This window comes from Vreelandella aquamarina, from assembly GCF_044805175.1.
Lineage (GTDB): Bacteria > Pseudomonadota > Gammaproteobacteria > Pseudomonadales > Halomonadaceae > Vreelandella > Vreelandella aquamarina_B.
Genome location: NZ_CP085232.1, coordinates 281,016 through 298,344 on the forward strand (window position 1 = coordinate 281,016; position 17,329 = coordinate 298,344).

17 protein-coding genes and 3 tRNA genes are annotated in these 17,329 nt (G+C 55.5%); 10 read left to right on the forward strand and 10 right to left on the reverse strand.

The window, feature by feature from the left end; all coding sequences use genetic code 11:
* Position 1: 1 nt before the first annotated feature.
* Positions 2 to 694: a type 1 glutamine amidotransferase gene (locus tag LG300_RS01355; RefSeq protein WP_404376632.1), complete on the reverse strand. Its 693-nt coding sequence runs from the start codon at positions 692 to 694 to the stop codon at positions 2 to 4.
* Positions 695 to 834: 140 nt separating this feature from the next.
* On the opposite strand from LG300_RS01355, the gene LG300_RS01360 reads away from it, so the two are divergent.
* A complete protein-coding gene (locus tag LG300_RS01360; protein WP_404376633.1) occupies positions 835 to 1,443 on the forward strand; it encodes a YjaG family protein in 609 nt (202 codons plus the stop codon).
* Between the two features lie 27 nt (positions 1,444 to 1,470).
* Here LG300_RS01360 and hisF read toward each other — a convergent pair whose 3' ends face one another.
* From hisF to hisB, 4 genes are all read right to left on the reverse strand, one after another.
* Entirely contained in the window at positions 1,471 to 2,244 is a 774-nt protein-coding gene (gene hisF / locus LG300_RS01365) for an imidazole glycerol phosphate synthase subunit HisF (protein ID WP_253505706.1), read from the reverse strand.
* On the reverse strand, positions 2,241 to 2,987 hold the full coding sequence (hisA, locus tag LG300_RS01370; RefSeq protein ID WP_404376634.1) for a 1-(5-phosphoribosyl)-5-[(5-phosphoribosylamino)methylideneamino]imidazole-4-carboxamide isomerase: 747 nt from the start codon (positions 2,985 to 2,987) through the stop codon (positions 2,241 to 2,243). Before hisA ends, hisF begins: the two co-directional genes overlap by 4 nt.
* Before the next feature lie 11 nt (positions 2,988 to 2,998).
* Positions 2,999 to 3,640, reverse strand: a complete 642-nt coding sequence (gene hisH, locus LG300_RS01375; RefSeq protein ID WP_083024475.1) for an imidazole glycerol phosphate synthase subunit HisH — start codon at positions 3,638 to 3,640, stop codon at positions 2,999 to 3,001.
* Positions 3,641 to 3,752: 112 nt separating this feature from the next.
* Complete coding sequence (gene hisB / locus LG300_RS01380) at positions 3,753 to 4,346, reverse strand: imidazoleglycerol-phosphate dehydratase HisB (RefSeq protein WP_404376635.1); 594 nt, start codon at positions 4,344 to 4,346, stop codon at positions 3,753 to 3,755.
* 173 nt (positions 4,347 to 4,519) lie between these two features.
* Between hisB and LG300_RS01385 the strand changes: the two genes are divergently transcribed.
* The 7 genes from LG300_RS01385 to LG300_RS01415 all read left to right on the forward strand — a co-directional run bounded on the left by LG300_RS01385 (position 4,520) and on the right by LG300_RS01415 (position 9,294).
* Positions 4,520 to 5,002 carry an acetyl-CoA sensor PanZ family protein gene (locus tag LG300_RS01385; RefSeq protein ID WP_404377956.1) on the forward strand — a complete coding sequence of 161 codons (483 nt, stop codon included), beginning with the start codon at positions 4,520 to 4,522 and terminating at the stop codon, positions 5,000 to 5,002.
* On the forward strand, positions 5,002 to 7,335 hold the full coding sequence (locus tag LG300_RS01390; RefSeq protein WP_404376637.1) for an AsmA family protein: 2,334 nt from the start codon (positions 5,002 to 5,004) through the stop codon (positions 7,333 to 7,335). The genes LG300_RS01385 and LG300_RS01390 overlap by 1 nt, the downstream gene beginning before the upstream one ends.
* A gap of 81 nt (positions 7,336 to 7,416) precedes the next feature.
* Positions 7,417 to 8,514: an A/G-specific adenine glycosylase gene (gene mutY, locus LG300_RS01395; RefSeq protein WP_404376638.1), complete on the forward strand. Its 1,098-nt coding sequence runs from the start codon at positions 7,417 to 7,419 to the stop codon at positions 8,512 to 8,514.
* 47 nt (positions 8,515 to 8,561) lie between these two features.
* The gene (locus LG300_RS01400) at positions 8,562 to 8,837 is read left to right on the forward strand and encodes an oxidative damage protection protein (protein ID WP_404376639.1); all 276 of its coding nucleotides are present in this window, start codon (positions 8,562 to 8,564) and stop codon (positions 8,835 to 8,837) included.
* Positions 8,838 to 8,989: 152 nt separating this feature from the next.
* Positions 8,990 to 9,065, forward strand: a tRNA-Phe gene (locus tag LG300_RS01405).
* Positions 9,066 to 9,071: 6 nt separating this feature from the next.
* Positions 9,072 to 9,146 (forward strand) — tRNA-Gln (locus LG300_RS01410).
* Positions 9,147 to 9,218: 72 nt separating this feature from the next.
* Positions 9,219 to 9,294: transfer RNA gene (locus tag LG300_RS01415), tRNA-Thr, on the forward strand.
* Positions 9,295 to 9,708: 414 nt separating this feature from the next.
* On the opposite strand, the gene LG300_RS01420 is transcribed toward LG300_RS01415, so the two are convergent.
* A complete protein-coding gene (locus LG300_RS01420; RefSeq protein ID WP_404376640.1) occupies positions 9,709 to 11,052 on the reverse strand; it encodes a serine hydrolase domain-containing protein in 1,344 nt (447 codons plus the stop codon).
* 180 nt (positions 11,053 to 11,232) lie between these two features.
* Here LG300_RS01420 and LG300_RS01425 point away from each other — a divergent pair, with 180 nt between their 5' ends.
* On the forward strand, positions 11,233 to 11,418 hold the full coding sequence (locus LG300_RS01425) for a hypothetical protein (RefSeq protein ID WP_404376641.1): 186 nt from the start codon (positions 11,233 to 11,235) through the stop codon (positions 11,416 to 11,418).
* Between the two features lie 296 nt (positions 11,419 to 11,714).
* Here the strand turns inward: LG300_RS01425 and LG300_RS01430 are convergent, their stop codons facing one another.
* The 3 genes from LG300_RS01430 to LG300_RS01440 all read right to left on the reverse strand — a co-directional run bounded on the left by LG300_RS01430 (position 11,715) and on the right by LG300_RS01440 (position 13,684).
* On the reverse strand, positions 11,715 to 11,933 hold the full coding sequence (locus LG300_RS01430; protein WP_404376642.1) for a DUF1826 domain-containing protein: 219 nt from the start codon (positions 11,931 to 11,933) through the stop codon (positions 11,715 to 11,717).
* A 124-nt stretch (positions 11,934 to 12,057) separates the two neighbouring features.
* The gene (locus LG300_RS01435) at positions 12,058 to 12,903 is read right to left on the reverse strand and encodes a metal ABC transporter permease (RefSeq protein WP_404376643.1); all 846 of its coding nucleotides are present in this window, start codon (positions 12,901 to 12,903) and stop codon (positions 12,058 to 12,060) included.
* Positions 12,893 to 13,684, reverse strand: coding sequence for an ATP-binding cassette domain-containing protein (locus LG300_RS01440; protein ID WP_404376644.1), 792 nt, complete (start codon positions 13,682 to 13,684; stop codon positions 12,893 to 12,895). The genes LG300_RS01435 and LG300_RS01440 overlap by 11 nt, the downstream gene beginning before the upstream one ends.
* 105 nt (positions 13,685 to 13,789) lie before the next feature.
* On the opposite strand from LG300_RS01440, the gene LG300_RS01445 reads away from it, so the two are divergent.
* The gene (locus LG300_RS01445; protein ID WP_404376645.1) at positions 13,790 to 14,734 is read left to right on the forward strand and encodes a zinc ABC transporter substrate-binding protein; all 945 of its coding nucleotides are present in this window, start codon (positions 13,790 to 13,792) and stop codon (positions 14,732 to 14,734) included.
* 339 nt (positions 14,735 to 15,073) lie between these two features.
* On the opposite strand, the gene LG300_RS01450 is transcribed toward LG300_RS01445, so the two are convergent.
* Positions 15,074 to 17,218 (reverse strand): TonB-dependent receptor, encoded by a 2,145-nt coding sequence (locus LG300_RS01450; RefSeq protein ID WP_404376646.1) that lies wholly within the window; start codon positions 17,216 to 17,218, stop codon positions 15,074 to 15,076.
* Between the last annotated feature and the right edge of the window lie 111 nt (positions 17,219 to 17,329).

Consider the following 17,329-nt stretch of genomic DNA (forward strand, 5'->3'; position numbering starts at 1 on the left):
ATTAAGCGCTTTTCAGCCACTGAGTCATGACGCGATCCAGCAGCGGTGCTAAGCGCTGAAAACGCGTAGGGTCTTCCAGAATTTGCTCATCGGTTTGCACAAAGCGCCCGGTGGAAGGGCTTTTCGCCGTGGGCCGCTCGTTGGCGTTCAGCAGCGGTGCTACGCTGGCCTGGGTCGTTTCAAAGTGGCATAGCAGGCCCACCACGCGGCCAGCATCCCAGCTAAACCCCTGTAGCGGGGATGCAGCACTGCCGCCTAATGGTAGCGCGCCATCGGGTAGGCTAAATACCAGGCGGTGCCACATAAAAGCCTCAAACTGCTCGGGCAGGTCGAAGGTGCTTTCCGGGGCTAGAGTGACGGTATGCCAGCCGGTTTCGGGGTAGGTGCCAGGGGCGACGACCGCCTCAAGCGCTTCCGCGATCCATAGCGCCCCTAAGCCAATGCCCAGAATAGGTTTTTGGCCGTCCAAGTAGCGATGAATCAGTTTACGCTCCGCTTTATGCCAAACGGGAGGCTCGCTAAACAGGGCTTCGGGGCCATCTAGCACGATGAGCGCATCGCACTCCCCAGGGCGAGGCGTGAGTTCGCCTGCGTAGAGGTGAAAAACGGTGTAACTATGGCCCATACTCTCAAGCCAGTCGGTCAGACGGGCGGGACCATGGTCAGGGCCGTGCTGTAGCAGATGAATATGCATGGTAATCTCCTCGCCGGCCGAGCACATCAAACGCTGCGGGGTCGCCCGCTGCGTGGGTGCGACGATAACGCATCGCGTTCATTTCACCAACTCAGTTTCACAGACTCAGCTTCACAAACATAGTGACCCAGGAAATCAGCATGGTGGCTAAACCCCAAGGATTTTATCAGCGGCTTCAACTGCTGCCGCTGCCCGCCCAGCAAGCATTTATGGCAGCGCTGTGCGAGCGGCTGTTACCCAACTACGCCCTTTATGAGCAAACCAGCGGCCATGGCGATGGGCACACCCTGCGCACTGTGCTGGGTCTTGTATGGGAGCGCCTTAGCGTACCCAACGCCAGCATCGACTTTGCCCGCCAAGCGGAAAAGCTGGCCGAGTGCGAGCCGCCAGAGGGCGATGAGAGTTTTGGCGCACGTCGGGCGCTGGATGCGGTCGTGTCGATCTCTGCGTTACTCGATACGCTGCAAGGCGAATCCCCCGAAGCCGTGCTGGATGTCAGCCGCACCTCGCGGGCTGGTGTGCGGGCGTTCATCGAACTCACCGAAGGGGAAGTGGACGCTCAAGCATTGGCGCTGATCATTCGCGATCACCCACTGATGGAAGACGAAAACGACTTCCAAGATGCGGTGCTGGAAGCGGTCAGCGGGTCGATCAATAAAACAACACTCAAAGAGATTCGCACGCTTGGGCGCAATAACGGCATTAGTAATTTGGGGCTAACACTGGATGAGGAAGCCGGGGCAGAGTAACTGCCCCAGCCTAAAACGTCGCGCGGCTTATAAACGCATTTCGATGCCGCGCTCGGCCATATAGCGTTTTGCTTCTGGAATGGTGTACTCGCCAAAGTGGAAGATACTCGCAGCCAGTACTGCATCGGCACCGCCTTTGAGCACGCCATCGACCAAGTGGTCTAAATTGCCGACGCCGCCGGAAGCAATCACCGGTACGCTGACCGCCTCAGAAATAGCGTGGGTGACGCCCAGGTCAAAGCCAATCTTAGTGCCGTCACGATCCATACTGGTGAGTAGCAGCTCGCCTGCGCCATACTCGACCATCTTCTTGGCCCACTCCACCGCATCCAGGCCGGTGGGGCGACGGCCGCCGTGGGTGAAAATCTCCCAGCGGTCAGGCTCGCCTTCTTTAGACACTTTTTTGGCGTCAATCGCCACCACAATGCACTGGCTGCCAAAACGCTCGGCGGCTTCACGCACAAACTCAGGGTTGGTAACCGCAGCGGTGTTGATCGAAACCTTATCCGCCCCAGCGTTCAGCATGGTGCGGATATCGTCGCAGGTACGAATGCCGCCGCCGACGGTTAAGGGAATAAACACCTCGCCTGCAATCCGCTCGACCATATCCACCGTGGTGGCACGGTCTTCGTGGCTGGCGGTGATATCGAGAAAGGTGATCTCGTCGGCACCCTGCTGGTTGTAGCGCTGGGCGATCTCTACTGGATCGCCCGCATCACGAATGCCGACAAAGTTGACGCCTTTCACCACGCGCCCGGCATCCACATCCAGGCAGGGGATAATGCGTTTGGCTAAGCTCATTCGCTACCTCCACTCAGCTGGTCGCTTAAACGCTGGGCTTCCGCGACATCCAGGCTGCCTTCGTAAATCGCCCGGCCGGTAATCGCGCCCAAAATACCGCTATCGGCGACATCGCACAGCGCGCGGATATCGTCCAGGTTAGTCACGCCGCCTGAAGCGATCACCGGCAGGCCGCCTTCGCGGGCCAGTGCGGCAGTGGCTTCCACATTAACACCCTGCATCATGCCGTCGCGGGCAATATCGGTGTACACAATGCTGGAAACGCCGTCGTTGGCGAAGCGCTTGGCAAGCTCGGTGGCTTTGACGGTAGAGACTTCTGCCCAGCCGTCGGTGGCCACATAGCCATCTTTGGCATCCAGGCCAACAATAATATGGCCGGGGAAGGCGCGGCACATCTCACCCACAAACTCAGGCTCTTTGACCGCTTTGGTACCAATGATCACGTAGGAAACACCGGCGCTCAAATAGTGTTCAATGGTTTCTGCCGAGCGGATGCCGCCGCCAATTTGGATCGGCAGGTTCGGGTAAGCGCGGGCAATGGCGGTGACCGCTTCTCCGTTCACCGGCTTGCCTTCAAAGGCACCGTTCAAATCCACTAGGTGCAAACGGCGCGCACCGGCTTCTACCCAGCGCGCGGCCATGGCCACTGGGTCGTCGCCGTAGGAGGTCGCGTCTTCCATGCGGCCCTGCTTTAAGCGCACACACTGGCCGTCTTTGAGATCAATCGCGGGAATTACCAACATAGTGAAACCTCTCAGGGCGTCCAGGTGACAAAATTTTCCAGCAGGCGCAGGCCCGCACGGGAGCTTTTTTCCGGGTGGAACTGCACGGCAAAGGTGGCGTCGCGGCCAATAGCCACGTGAGCGCTCACACTGCCGTACTGGGTGGTGCCGAATACCTGGGCATCGTCGGCGGCATTCACGTAATAGCTGTGCACGAAATAGAAGTGCTCATTATTATCGATGCCTGCCCAGAGCGGGTGGTCGTGGTGTTGATTCACCAGGTTCCAACCCATGTGCGGTACTTTCAGGCGCTGCTCTTGGGCATCGCGCATATTGGCCGGGAAGCGGTCCACGCTACCTTGGAAAAAGCCCAGGCAATCCACGCCACCGTTCTCTTCGCTGCGCTCCATTAACATCTGCTGGCCCACACAAATGCCCAGCAGCGGTTTAGCTTGGCGGGTCAAAATATCATCCACCAGCCCGCGCAGCTCGGTACGCTCAAGCTCGCCTACACAGTCACGAATGGCGCCCTGGCCGGGCAGTACCAAACGGGTAGCACCCAGAATGCGACGTGGGTCACGGGTAATAATCACGTTCTCATGGGTGACGTGCTCAAGCGCCTTCGCCACAGAGTGTAGATTGCCCATTCCATAATCAATTACCGCAATGGTCATGAAGCGCTCCTTAAATTCGTAGGCGAGAGAGTGGTGGGCGAGATAGTTGTGGGTGAGAGAGTCTTGGGCGCATAGGCTATGGGCAAGCCGCCGCTAGTCGCAACGCTCGGCATTATAAGCTTCCTTTGGTAGACGGCATCTGCCCAGCCATGCGCGGGTCTTCCGCAACGGCCATACGCAGCGCACGGCCAAAGGCCTTGAAAATGGTTTCTGCCTGATGGTGAGCATTAAAGCCTTTTATATTGTCGATATGCAGCGTCACGCGGGCATGGTTTACAAAACCCTGGAAGAACTCCCAGAACAGCTGCGTATCCATGCGGCCAATGGTATCGCGAGTGAACTCGACATTCATATACAGGCCGGGGCGGCCAGAGAAATCGATGACCACTCGGGAGAGCGCCTCATCCAGCGGCACATAGGCGTGGCCGTAGCGGTAGATACCGCGCTTATCGCCAATAGCCTCGTTAAACGCCTGGCCCAGGGTGATGCCTAAATCCTCAACGGTGTGGTGGTCGTCGATATGCAGGTCGCCTTTGGCATGAATATCGAGGTCCACCATTCCATGCCTCGCCACTTGATCCAGCATGTGGTCCAGGAATGGAACGCCAGTTTCACAGCGGAGGCGGCCTTCGCCATCAAGGTTGACGCTGACCGTAATCTGCGTTTCGTTGGTGTCACGGCTTACCGTGGCAATACGCGCTGACATGTTGCATCTCCTGCGCCGAGGCGCACTCTGAGGAATAATCGGCGGGCGGCGGCTGCGGCCAAAACAACCATTATAGAGAATCGGCACCCCCATCCGCTACAATGCGGGAAATGTCGCCGCTGTTTGCGGCGCTAACAGAGCAGCCTAGCTGCGTTGGCAATGAGGATTTCACCATGCCGGTGACACTGCAATATGTCGACCAGGCCCGTTGGGAAGCAGAAGAGCAGGTGCGCATCGACTTAGTGCGCATTTATGAAGACGCACCTCAAGAGCGTATGCCCAGTCCAACGGTTTTGCCATTTATTGAGCAGCACTTAAAGGAGCAGCATTTTTTTGCCTGCGCCCACTTCAACGACCGCCTGTTAGGTGCGGTGGCAGTTCAGGAAGCCGATGACCGCGCCTGGTGGCTTTCCGAGTTATGTGTAAGAAAAGTCACCCGGCGGCGCGGCGTAGGTTCGCGGCTAATGGCGCTGATAGGCGAACAAGCCAAACAAGATGGTCGCGTACTGCGTATCGCCACCACGACGCTGCCGCTGGCGGATCAAGTGCTGCTATCAAAACTGGGCTATCGGCCCGTTGCCGCAGCCGCCTCTTGCGCGCCGGGCATGCTGGGGGCCAGTGATTTTGTTGAGCTAGACCCACAAGGAAAAGGGTAATGAAACAGCTATTACGCATTTTGCTGGCTGCGGTGGGCATTTTAGCCATTGTGGCAGTAGCCGCCGTGGTGTACGTCACCACCTTTTTAGACCCGGAAGACTTCAAACCGCGCTTAACCGCCGTGGTAGAGGAGCAAACCGGCCTCAACCTCGCCCTAGAAGGCCCGATTACCTGGTCGTTCTACCCCCGCATTGGCGTCAGCGTTGAGCAGGCCCGCGCCTGGCTGCCTGAGCAAACACAAGACGAAACCGCCTTCGCCGCCATTAACCGTGCCGAAGTCAGCGTTGCCTTTGCCCCGCTGCTACGCGGTGAGATTGCCGTGGATGGCCTAACGCTAGATGGCATGCGTCTCAACCTGGAGAAGAACGCCGAAGGCGAAGGCAACTGGCAGCCGCTACTGGAGCGCCTCTCCGAACACAACAACGAATCTGCCGAAACTGTCTTGGCTCCTGCCAGCGCAGGCCCGAATGCCGATGCAGGCAACTTATCTGTCGTGCTCAGTATCGCCAGTGTCGAAGTCAAAGAAGCTGACATTCGCTACCGCGATGAGCAGAACCAAGCGCTATGGCGAGTTCAACCGCTGAACATTTCTGGCACCAATGTGAATCCGGTGCGACCCTTCCCGCTGAAAGCCATGTTCACCCTCACCAAGCATAACCGCCTGGATGCCGAAGAGCTTGAACGCGCCCCAGATATGACCAGCGAAGTAAACCTGCAAACTCGGCTGCGGCTAGGCCTGAAAGATGAGCAGGTTATTTTTGAAAACACCCAGCTCACCACGCACACCCGCCAAGGCGAGGCGAGCGAGCCGCAGCAGCTCAGCTTAAAAGCGTCTGAAATCGTCGCCCGTTTAGCCGAACAGCAGCTAAGCGTTACCGAAGGCGTGGTGGAAGCCGGACTGCGCCACCCAGAAAATTGGCAAGGTAGCCTCGCGCTTGCTTTAGCATTTGGCCTGGAGGCCGACCTCACCGCGCAAACCGTGCAGTTAAAAGATGTTCAACTAACTGGCCCGGATGGCCTGCGCGTTAGCGGCCATCTTAACGTCGAGCAGCTGCTGGAGGCACCGCACTACAGCGGGCAGCTCACCGCCGCGCCGTTTACGTTGCGGCCCTGGATTGCACGCACGGGCGTGAAACTGAATACCGCCAGCGAAGCTGCTCTTAGCGATGTGGCGCTCACCAGCCCCATCGAAGGCAGCTTGAAGCGTATCTCCCTGCCGCGCCTCTCGCTGGTGGTAGATGACAGCACCTTTACGGGCGATATTGCCGCCGCGTTGGATGGCACACAGCTTACCTTCAACCTTGAAGGCGACAAGCTTAATCTGGACCACTACCTACCCGGCCCAGAAACTGCTCAGCAAGCCAGCCGTGGGCTGCTGCGTAAATCCTTTGCCCAAACCAGCGGAGCGCTGCTGCCCCAGGCGTGGCTCAGCACGCTCTCGCTGCAGGGCGACCTCAGCGTTGACCAACTGCTGCTAGCCGGGCTGACCTTTGACGACACCCAGCTGGCACTGCGTGGTGAAAACGGCAACCATCGCCTCACTGCGTTTGAATCGCGTTTTTATGAGGGCGAGCTAAGTGCTACCGGCCAACTGGATGCCACGGGCAATGTGCTTGAGTGGCAGCTCTCGCCCAGCATCAGCAATGTGCAGGTCGCACCGCTGATCGAAACCTTCAGCGAAGAGGAGGCTCCGCTGCGCGGGCGATTCAACCTGGAAGGCGCGCTAACCACTCAAGGCAACCGCCGCGAAGTGCTGGCCAGCAACCTCAACGGCGAGTTAACCGCACGGCTTAACGATGGCGCGATTCTCCGCACCAACATCTCTCGCGAAATGTGCGAGCTGGTCGCCCAGCTAGAAGGCCAGCCAGTAGAGCGTGAATGGCATCCAGATACCCGCTTTGAGCGTTTTGAAGCCACCTTTCAAGTACGCAACGGCCTTGTTGAAAGCGACGACCTACTGATTACGCTGCCGGGTATCGACGTGCAAGGGGAGGGTAGTTTCAACCTCAACAGCCTCAACTTCTCTACCCAGGCGAACGTGCGGCTAGTGGACACCGCTGACGCCGCCTGCCAGGTTAACCCACGGCTACAGCAGCTGCCGCTACCGATACGCTGTGAAGGGCATGTTGGGGACGATAAAACCCAATGGTGCCGTTTCGACCGCACAGCCTTCCAAGACTCAGTGGTAGAGCTGCTGCGTGACGAGGCCGGTAGTCGAGTAGAAGAGGAGCTGGAAGAGCGGATCGACGAATCCATCAAGCGTATTGATGAGCGTCTAGGGGAAGGCGCAGGCCAAGAACTACGTGAAGGTATTCGTCGCCTGTTCAACTAATCGCGTTGATACACCGCCACCTGCACGCGCCGGCCTTACCGCCGGCGCTGTCGTTCATAGCGAGTGCTTTAAGGAATAACGATGGCCGATATGCCCACGCCGTGCCTACCGGCGGAAGAGTTCCAACACCGGCTGCTGAGCTGGTTCGACCAGTATGGCCGCCACGACCTGCCTTGGCAGTCGCCCCGCAGCGCCTACCGCGTGTGGGTCTCTGAAATCATGCTGCAGCAAACCCAGGTCACCACGGTGATTCCCTACTTCGAGCGCTTTATGGCCCGCTTCCCGACGCTGGAAGCCCTAGCCGCTGCGCCCCAGGATGATGTGCTGCACCACTGGACGGGCCTTGGCTACTACGCACGTGCCCGCAATTTGCACAAAGCCGCCCAGGTCGCCATGGAAGAGTGCGGCGGCGAGCTGCCCACCGAGAGCGTAGAGGCGTTGATGGCGCTGCCCGGTATTGGCCGCTCCACCGCTGGCGCTATTATCGCCCAAAGCACCGGGCAACAGGCCGCTATTCTGGATGGCAATGTAAAACGCTCGCTCACCCGCCTGCACGCGGTATCGGGTTGGCCGGGCAAGCCTGCGGTAGAGCGCTCGCTTTGGGCGCTGGCCGAGTACTTTACCCCCACCACGCGGCTGGCGGATTACACCCAGGCCATGATGGATTTCGGCGCCACGCTATGTAAGCGCAGCAAACCCGATTGCTTGATCTGCCCGTTTAACGACGTATGCCGCGCCTACGCCCAAGGCGAGCCTCAGCGTTATCCAGAATCCAAGCCCAAAAAGGCCATCCCCACCCGCGAGACCATTATGCTGATGCTGCGCGACCCGAAAGGGCGCGTGTGGCTAGAGCAGCGGCCACCCAGCGGCTTATGGGGTGGGTTGTGGAGCCTGCCGCAGTTTGAGCGCCACAGCGAACTCAACGACTGGCTCGAAGATAACACCGTGGCCCCGGAGCGCCACGCCGCGCTGCCCGGCTTCACCCACACCTTCAGCCACTTTAAGCTAATGATTACGCCACAGCCCGTCACCTGTGAACGAATCAGCGGCATCCGCGAAAGCGGCGTATGGTATGACGTTAACCATCCGCCTGCGCTAGGCTTAGCGGCACCGGTGAAATCACTGCTAAGTCAGTTGACGCCGTTTGCCCTCGACCCCACCCCTGGGCCCACGGGCTAATGTGGCTGGCAGCCACCTACACACAACGTACTCAATAGGAGCACGCCATGAGCAATACGGTTTTCTGCCGCAAATACCAACAAGAGCTACCCGCGCTGCCGTTCCCGCCGCTGCCGGGCAAGCAAGGCCAAGAGATTCAGGCCACAGTATCCAAACAAGCCTGGGAAGAGTGGCAGGCGCTGCAAACCCGCCTGATCAACGAGAAGCACCTCAACATGCTGGAGCCAGAAGCCCGCGCCTACCTGATGGAGCAGATGGAGCGCTTTCTAGATAACGAAACCACGGATCAAGCAGAAGGTTACGTGCCGCCCAGCCAGGCATAAACCATGTAAGGCCGCGCAAAGCCACAGCGGGCGTGGCTTTTACCGCTTTCGGGCAAACGCCTGTTGTGCTCTAAGCACGTGACTAGAAAGAAAGTTTCACAAAGGTGTTGACGAAAAGAGGAGCTTTTGGTTTAATACGCACCGTTGGCAAGGGCCAGATAGCTCAGTTGGTAGAGCAGGGGATTGAAAATCCCCGTGTCGGCGGTTCGATTCCGTCTCTGGCCACCACAACGTTGGGGTATCGCCAAGTGGTAAGGCACCGGTTTTTGGTATCGGCATTCCCAGGTTCGAATCCTGGTACCCCAGCCATTGCCAACAAGATTTCTTGTCGACTGACTAGCTTAACCGCAAACCAGTCGAATTCTCAAGAAAACGCGAAGCGCCGACATAGCTCAGTTGGTAGAGCAACTGACTTGTAATCAGTAGGTCCCGGGTTCGACTCCTGGTGTCGGCACCACTAAAAGTGGTTTAAAAGCAAAGCGTTAGAGAATATGATCAAGCCGCCTTTTAGGGCGGCTTTTTTGTTTTCGTGCCTTCCTTTTCGCATTTGCGTACCGTATTGCGTACCGTTTCTCTCAACGCCAAGAATTATCAGGATATGCAAGTCAACAGGTTGAACAACTGACGACTCGCTGCCCAACCAACTCCCCGGGTTTCAGGCACCTCGACACGTCGGCTATCGTATATGATCAACCGGTAGTCTTTTTTCGATACAGACATGGCCAAGCAGTAAATAAAGCTACAAGTAAGGAATTGATGGGAGGCATCTCTTGTAACCTTTGCTGAACGGCAAGGTTACATTGAGAAAATGTTTGTTATCATTTTAGATAAACCCTGCTGGCTTAAACTTTTGTGAATACCACCCTGCGGATTAAGGGTGGGGGACAGTCAACAAGTATTCTGCCACTGCCTGATAGGCGGGTAATGATGTAGGGTCATTGGCAGCGTTGCTCGCTACTGGATATGAGGCAAATCGCACGATGACCATCTGTGCTGTTGGATCGATGTAGATGGTTTGTCCATGCACCCCCCTGGCAGTAAATGCTCCGTGATCATTGTGTAGTGACCACCACATACCGCGGTAGCTGCCTCCTGGCAACGTATGATAGCCAGCTTGCGCAAATGCTGCCCGGTCTCCTCCCTGCCGGATGCGCTCTACTGCCTCAGCCGGAAAAAGCGGTTTCCCGTTGAACTCCCCATTATTAAGCATGAGCTGCCCAACCCTTGCCATATCGCGCAGCCCTGCACTGAGCCCACCTCCAGCAAATGGTGTTCCAATCGAGTCCACGGTAAAGTAAGCATCTTGCTCCATGCCCAGCGGTTGCCATATGCGTGAGGAAAGCAGCGACGCTACTGATTCCCCTGTTGTGCGGGCAATCACCCAGCCAAGCACATCAGTATTAATCGTCTTGTAGCCGAATTTCTGCCCGTGCACTCCTTCAGGCTGAACTGTTGCTAAATATTCATAATAGGTACGCGGACCGTTGTAATCGTCCGGTTTTGGCAGTGGACTTGCCGCTGCATTATAGGCCCAGATTTCTGCACTAGGATCACTATAATCTTCGCTGAAATCCAATCCAGTAGTCATTTCAAGTAATTGCTGAACAGTGGCATTACCAAAAGCGCTGTCGCCCAATTCTGGCAAAATATCTTCTACTAAAGCCTGTTCGTTGAGTACACCTTCTGCAAGCAATATTTCCCCTAACAGGCCAATCATTGATTTTGTGACAGACATTGCTCCGTGCTGTCCCATCTCGTCCAAACAGCCTGAGTAGGTTTCATATACAATCTGCCCATGATGTAAAATCAGCATTCCATCGGTGTAGTTTTCGCTCAACGACGCCTGCCACGTCATCGGTTCTCGACTACCTAGGGGGGTAAACGTTACATCGTTGATCTTGTCATCTAGCGCATAATAGAGTGGTGAAGGTGCTCCCAACCCTCGACTTACCTGTGTGGTAGGGAGTAACTCGCGGAAGTGACACACCGTCCAACGCATTTTAGGAAAGCTAAAGTAGTTTGTATCCGGCTGGCTAATGATCCGCTCTGCAGAGGGTGGAAAACCCTGCATCCAGCCAAGGCGCTCAGGATCCGATGCTTCGGCGCTTAATGGATCGTTGGCCATAGGGTCAGCAGCGGCAGGTGCTGTCCAGAACAGCAATGCGGGTAAGGTGATGGGTAGGGTATACCGTAAATAATCGTGACAGCGTGACATGGCCTACTCCACTGGTAACTGACGCAACTCAAGCGAGCGCATTGCGTTTAAGTTTAGCGCATACCAAAAAAGCAGATTTAAAAAGTTTGCCGGTCAGCACCGGCATCACTGTAGTCAAGTTTATTTGATTGTTTGATTACCCCTGGGCTAGGCAGCGAGCGACATGCTTGGGGCTTTCCAATGGCGTCGATTCATAGTGAGCAGCCTGTTGAAGATTTTCTGAAAGCTGCCATTGAACAGGAATTATTGGCTAGAGGGTTTGACGTTGGCGGTGATTCGCCAGTCATTATTCAGGGGGATATCTTAGAGCTGTACTCAAACCTGCACCTGATTGACACTTTTTTTTACCGGCAAAACAGTTGGTAAATCGACAATCAAAGTAGATGTAATATCAGAATCTAATGAGCGACTGTTCAGTCGAAATATCTCCGTTCAGCCGGAGCATAAGGGTGTGATGTATCAGTCGGCGTCTAACCTTGCCAGACCTATCGAAATGGCGATGGAGGAGACCCTAGATGAGCTGTTTAACGATCCGCTGTTTATGGAAGCGTTGCTCAGTTCACAACGTTGAAGAGGAGTTAAAGAAGAGGAGTTAAAAGAGTTTACGCTTGAGCAATGAGAAAAAGAGCCTGAACGGCTTTTCAATGACCCGAACCATTGCTTCACGAGACTACACAACTGGCAGGAACAGACGTCATCAATAGATGTTTGCTGGCTTCCAGTGCGGGGCTTCTATGCACCAAGCCCCGCTCTTTATGGCCGCCCCAACCGCTTCCTTTAATTAACGCTATGTCTCCTGGCGAAATGCGTTCAATAGCACTGGCATCCCTCACGATATCGAGATGGTCGCGGGACGCCCGACCCTTCATGATTAATGGCATGTTCTGGTATCACTGGTTGAGTAGTGGGTAGCGAAGACATAAATAGCTTCATAAGCGATGGAAAAAACGAGATATAAATAGTCACGCAGTGACCCCATGCAGCTAGGCTAGGCCTCCCACCGTGTTATTGGTCCATGCCAGCAGAGGAGGATTTGCCGCGTTTAGAAAAGTGTTGGCACAAAAAACGCCAACTTTGGGTCACGAACATGGCAAAAATAAACAGCACAGCGGCCAGAGAAACGATGGTTGGCCCTGTTGGTGTGTCCAACATGTAAGCGGCTCGCAGCCCGCCAGTAGTGGCCGCCATAGCAATGATGGCAGCAATAAGCGCCATCTGTTCTGGAGTGCGACTAAAAGGCCGCGCCGTAGCGGCTGGGATAATCAATAGTGCTGCAATCAAGAGTGCGCCGACCACCTTGAGGGCGACCGCCACGACAATGGCCAGAGCCACTGTCAATACCAGCTGTTCACGACGCGGGTTGATGTGGCTGGCATAGGCGAGTTCTTCGTTGAGTGTTGCGGTTAGAAGTGCCTGCCAACGCCACAATATTAGGCCAATCACCAAAACTGCCCCAGACCAGATAATCGCAAGGTCGATTTTGCTCACGGCCAGAATGTCGCCAAAGAGATAAGCATGTAGGTCGAGGCGCACGCCGGTAACAAAAGAAACAGCCACTAGCCCAATGGCCAGGGCGGAATGTGCTACCACTCCAAGCAAGGTATCCATGGCATAGCCTTTGCCGCTTAACGTTGACACACAAAGTGCCATAAGCAGGGCAACCCCCATCACACCGGCGAAAATGGATAGATTCCACAACAGGGCCAAGGCCACCCCTAGAATGGCCGCATGGGCTGTGGCATCACCAAAATAAGCCATCCGTCGCCAAACCACGAAGCACCCTAGCGGGGCTGCGGCTAACCCGACGCCTAGCCCAGCCAGTGCGGCGCGCCACATAAAGTCATCCAGCATGACGCAGCCTCTCCTTATCGTTAGGGGTTGCATGTTGATGGCGATAAAAAGCCAGTGTGTTAGCTGTTTGGTCACCGAAAAGCGCCTGGTACTGCGGCGATGCAGCAACTTTCTCGGGTTGGCCCTCACAACAGACATGTTGGTTTAGGCAGATCACGTGATCTGCTGTGCGCATGACCACATGCAAGTCGTGGCTGACCATCAGTACTGCACACTGAGAGCGTTGGCGGATCTGCTCAATACGCTGGTAAAACTCAGCAACGCCTCGGTGATCTAGCCCCTGTGTGGCTTCATCCAGTAATAACAGAGAGGGGCGTGATAGTAGAGCGCGAGCTAAAAGCACCCTTTGCAGCTGGCCACCTGAAAGATGATTCATGGCCGCATTCAATAGATGTCCGGCTCCTGCCTGTGCGAGTGCTTCGGCAATGTCGCGGTGGGTATGCCGCTTGGGAAGGTTGATAAAACGATGCACCGTCATTGGGAAAGTAGGATCAAGATGCAAACGTTGGGGCACATAACCGATCTTCAGGTCACGTGAGCAGGTGATGTGCCCTGAGGAAGGTTTGATAGCACCTATCAGCGCCTTGACTAGCGTGGATTTACCGGAACCATTAGGGCCGATAAGAGTGACGATCTGGCCAGCTGTTAGCGACAGGTTGATGTTTTCCAGCACCGTCTGCTGGCCAAATCTAACTGTTAACTGATCGATGCTTAGCAGGACGTTGTCTGTCAACAAGGCGCAGGAGTTAGGCGTATCTGTTGATGATAGACGCGAAAACATGACAAACTCCGTATTGATTTATTGTTATGTTATAACATATTTTTTATTGGTGGCAAGAAACCAATCAGGCAGACAACCGAAACCCCTTTTTAAAGAGATCACCCAATGAAAAAAACGCTTACTCGTATAATGTGGCCATTCCTGCTGGGATTTCCATTGGTGGCCACGGCCGATTTACCCAAAGTCGCGGTAGACATTCCGCCGGTGCACTCCTTGGTCAGTAAGGTGATGGGAGAGCTCGGAGAGCCCAAGTTGTTTATGCAGCAGGGTGCCTCTCCTCACGGGTACACACTGCGTCCTTCAGAAGCACAAACGCTGGATGAAGCAGAGCTGGTGGTGTGGGTTAGCAATGACTTGATGCCGTGGCTTGCCGGCCCACTGACAACATTAGCGTCAGATGCTGAGCATTTACAGCTGATGGCGTTAGACGAAACGCAGGTGCTGAATTATCGTGATCAATCGATTGATCTCATGGGGACGCATGACGACCATAGCCATAACCACGCTCATGACCATGATCACCATGATGAAGGGGCAGACCCGCACGGTTGGTTAGACCCACAAAATGCTCGTCTCTGGCTAGATGCCATTGCGCGTCGTTTAAGCGTGATGGACTCTGAAAATGCCGAGACCTATCAGAGTAACGCCACTCAGGCCAAAGCCGATGTGCTGGAATTGCAAATGACACTGGAAAGCCAGTTGGCTGAGCAACCAGCGCCGCGCTTTGTGGTCTTTCACGATGCTTATCAATATTTTGAACAGCGCTTTAACGTACCTTCAGAAGGCGCTATTTCGCTTGGCGATGCTTCTGATCCAAGCCCAGCGCGTATTGAGGCTCTGCAGCAGCATGTGCGGGAAAATGACATCCAGTGCGTGTTCAGTGAGCCCCAATTCAATGCGGGAATGGTGGAAAATGTCTTTGGTGATACCCCTACCGTTATGGGCGTTATCGACCCTTTGGGCGTTGAATTACCGCTTGGGCCAATGTTATACGACCAGTTATTGCGTCTACTGGCCGATGCGCTAAAAGAATGCAGCGTGCATCAGTAGGTATAAACGGCATCCTCGTAATAAAGCAGTAAAACGTCAAAGAACGGCACTATTCTTTTATTTGATATCACCATGGCTAAAAAGAGAGTAACCGACGACGAGATTGCCGAAAATGTAGGTAAGGCCAAGGAGGGAGGACTCCTCACCATATGGCCCACTCTGTGGGGCAAGCACGACCTGGGTCGCGAGCGCGGGCACCGAGTATGGCGGCGAGCGGGAGACGTTCCAGGAAGGTTTTACCCTGTCTGATTACACCCTCTATAACGTTGGCTTCTTCTACAAAAAGCGGCACCCGAGGGTGCCGCTAAACAGTAAGCCAGACCCCGAGAGGCAAGGCGGTCAGAAATCGAGCTGGTAGCCGAGGGTGAAGGTGCGACCACGTCCTGCGAAGTGCGAATTGTCGTTGTTTGCCCACGGAGCTGTTTGAGAGTAATAGGTGATGTACTGTTCGTCGGTCAGGTTTTCAATACCGAATGAGAGCTCTCCCACTGGTAAACGGTAACCCAGCGAAGCATCGAGCAAGGTGTAGCCGTCGAATTCCAGCTCGGGATCGTCGAAGCTGCGATCGAAGTAGTGGCTTACTTGCAGATGGGATGAAAGGTGCTCGTTCCAAGTGGCTCCCCAACCCACGCGCAAAGTATCGGGTGGGATATTCATGCCATCCAGCTTCGTATCGACACGACCGTCGTCATCCGTATCCGTTTTGCCTTCGACATGGCTATAGGAAAGGTCGACGCGATGCTGGTCTGTAACACGAATTTCACTGCTCAGTTCGACACCACTGATCTCTGTTTTCTCGCGACTGGCGGCGATGGTCCCGCCTTTAGTCACCATTCTTTGACCATAATCGGCGTCGGATTCGAAATAGCTCAATTCGACGCTCAGGCGCTCCCAGTTCAGGCGAGTGCCGATTTCACGGTTCTCGGTGACGATCGGCTGCAGTTCCAAAAGTGTATCGACATCTTGTCCTGGCTCGTCGATATCACGTAGGTTGCGCACATCGGGCATGCCGAAGCCTTCCGAGTAATTGGCGAACACCTGCGCCCAGTCGTTGGCTTGGTAGACGGCACCGAGGTTGTAGAGCGTCTCGTCGAAACTGGGTTTACCGCCTTCGACAGTTACTCCGCCGTTGTTTGAAGCAATGGTCCGGTAAGTGTCAACGTCGAGTTCGGCATACTCCTGGCGAACTCCCGAGTGCACTGACAAGGCATCCGTCAGACTGAACTCGCCCTGCAGGAACGCAGCCGCGTTGCGAAACTGGGTTGGAGGTACCCACTCACGATCAGTCTGGGAAAGAAGCTGCTGGGTTTCGTCCTGCTGCAGGTCGAGCCCGGTCGTCAGCGCCAGCCTGTCATCCAGCAATCCATCGCGGTTGAGCGTCAACTTGGCGCCATACTTGTCCGATTCGCTGCGTGATTGGTCGAAGAGCGTGCCGTCAGGCGCAATGGACGGATCCTGGAAGGAGGAATAAGTGCCACCCCCGAACTGTCCACGAAAACTCTGATGGTAAAGCTTGGCATCGAGCTCATTGCCGAACCAATCAGCATGGGAGTAGGTCAGGCCGACGGTCGTTGATTCGTTGTAAGGGGGATCGCCTTCCACGGTACCCCGCCGGGACGTGGTGGGAATGCTGGCGTCGCGGTCGCCTGGGACAGCAACGTAGTCGCCATCGCCTTTCAGTTCGAAGCGATTGAAAGAAAAGCCGATGTTCTGGTTATCGTCCAACCAGTAGCCAAGCTTGGTGAAGATATCATAGCTTGAGGAGTCCTGTATCTCACCCTGAGTACCATCGACGCCAATACGCCGGCCTTCTCCGTCAAAGAAGACGCCATGCTCCTGGCGTGTAACGGCGGCGAGATAGTCTAGGTTCCCTCGCTGGCCATTGATATGGTAACCCAGCTTATGCCCGATCCCCTCGGACTCGAAGTCGTCACCCGAGGAGATGCTGGCCGAAACGTGCTGATTGACTTCACCTGGTTCGGCATCGATGGTGACGAAGTTGATGATCCCGCCTGTGGCACCCAGGCCATGCTCGGCGCTGGCGCCGTGAATCACCTCGATGCGTTCGACCATGGCAAGATCAATGGTATAGCTGTCACGCGCACCATCACGCAGAGGGTTGGACTGGGGGATGCCATCCACCATGAACAATGGACTGCGTCCGCGGAACGTCTCACCTGAATTGGTCAGCTTCTGGCGACTGGGGGAGTAGCCGGGAATCAGGGCGTTCAGGATCTGACCGCGGTCGCTGGTGATGGCCAGTTGCTGCTCAATCTGCTCGCGGCTGATGACGGTGATTTTCTGGGGAGTCTGCCCTGCTTCGCTGCGGCTGCGCGTGGCGGTTACTACTAGGGGAGAGGTGGACTCTTCGGAGGTCGCCGCTGTGTCATCGGTAGCTGATTGACCGAAAGCCATGGATGGCAAAGTAGAGCATAGAACGGCAGGTAGCAGCCAAGCCGCGCGGGGATGCTTGGATTGGGACATGGAGGTTCCTTGCTTTTGGGATAGCTTTATGAGTTTTTAGTACTGCCTGGAATAGCAGGCAAGACACTAATAAAACAATATATCAAATGCAAGTAATTCGTATTATTTTTC

Bases quoted from the DNA above. Each gene is read 5' to 3' on its own strand.
- LG300_RS01355 (WP_404376632.1), bottom strand. From the start codon at position 694: ATGCATATTCATCTGCTACAGCACGGCCCTGACCATGGTCCCGCCCGT.
- LG300_RS01360 (WP_404376633.1), top strand. From the start codon at position 835: ATGGTGGCTAAACCCCAAGGATTTTATCAGCGGCTTCAACTGCTGCCG.
- hisF (WP_253505706.1), bottom strand. From the start codon at position 2,244: ATGAGCTTAGCCAAACGCATTATCCCCTGCCTGGATGTGGATGCCGGG.
- hisA (WP_404376634.1), bottom strand. From the start codon at position 2,987: ATGTTGGTAATTCCCGCGATTGATCTCAAAGACGGCCAGTGTGTGCGC.
- hisH (WP_083024475.1), bottom strand. From the start codon at position 3,640: ATGACCATTGCGGTAATTGATTATGGAATGGGCAATCTACACTCTGTG.
- hisB (WP_404376635.1), bottom strand. From the start codon at position 4,346: ATGTCAGCGCGTATTGCCACGGTAAGCCGTGACACCAACGAAACGCAG.
- LG300_RS01385 (WP_404377956.1), top strand. From the start codon at position 4,520: ATGCCGGTGACACTGCAATATGTCGACCAGGCCCGTTGGGAAGCAGAA.
- LG300_RS01390 (WP_404376637.1), top strand. From the start codon at position 5,002: ATGAAACAGCTATTACGCATTTTGCTGGCTGCGGTGGGCATTTTAGCC.
- mutY (WP_404376638.1), top strand. From the start codon at position 7,417: ATGGCCGATATGCCCACGCCGTGCCTACCGGCGGAAGAGTTCCAACAC.
- LG300_RS01400 (WP_404376639.1), top strand. From the start codon at position 8,562: ATGAGCAATACGGTTTTCTGCCGCAAATACCAACAAGAGCTACCCGCG.
- LG300_RS01420 (WP_404376640.1), bottom strand. From the start codon at position 11,052: ATGTCACGCTGTCACGATTATTTACGGTATACCCTACCCATCACCTTA.
- LG300_RS01425 (WP_404376641.1), top strand. From the start codon at position 11,233: ATGGCGTCGATTCATAGTGAGCAGCCTGTTGAAGATTTTCTGAAAGCT.
- LG300_RS01430 (WP_404376642.1), bottom strand. From the start codon at position 11,933: ATGCCATTAATCATGAAGGGTCGGGCGTCCCGCGACCATCTCGATATC.
- LG300_RS01435 (WP_404376643.1), bottom strand. From the start codon at position 12,903: ATGCTGGATGACTTTATGTGGCGCGCCGCACTGGCTGGGCTAGGCGTC.
- LG300_RS01440 (WP_404376644.1), bottom strand. From the start codon at position 13,684: ATGTTTTCGCGTCTATCATCAACAGATACGCCTAACTCCTGCGCCTTG.
- LG300_RS01445 (WP_404376645.1), top strand. From the start codon at position 13,790: ATGAAAAAAACGCTTACTCGTATAATGTGGCCATTCCTGCTGGGATTT.
- LG300_RS01450 (WP_404376646.1), bottom strand. From the start codon at position 17,218: ATGTCCCAATCCAAGCATCCCCGCGCGGCTTGGCTGCTACCTGCCGTT.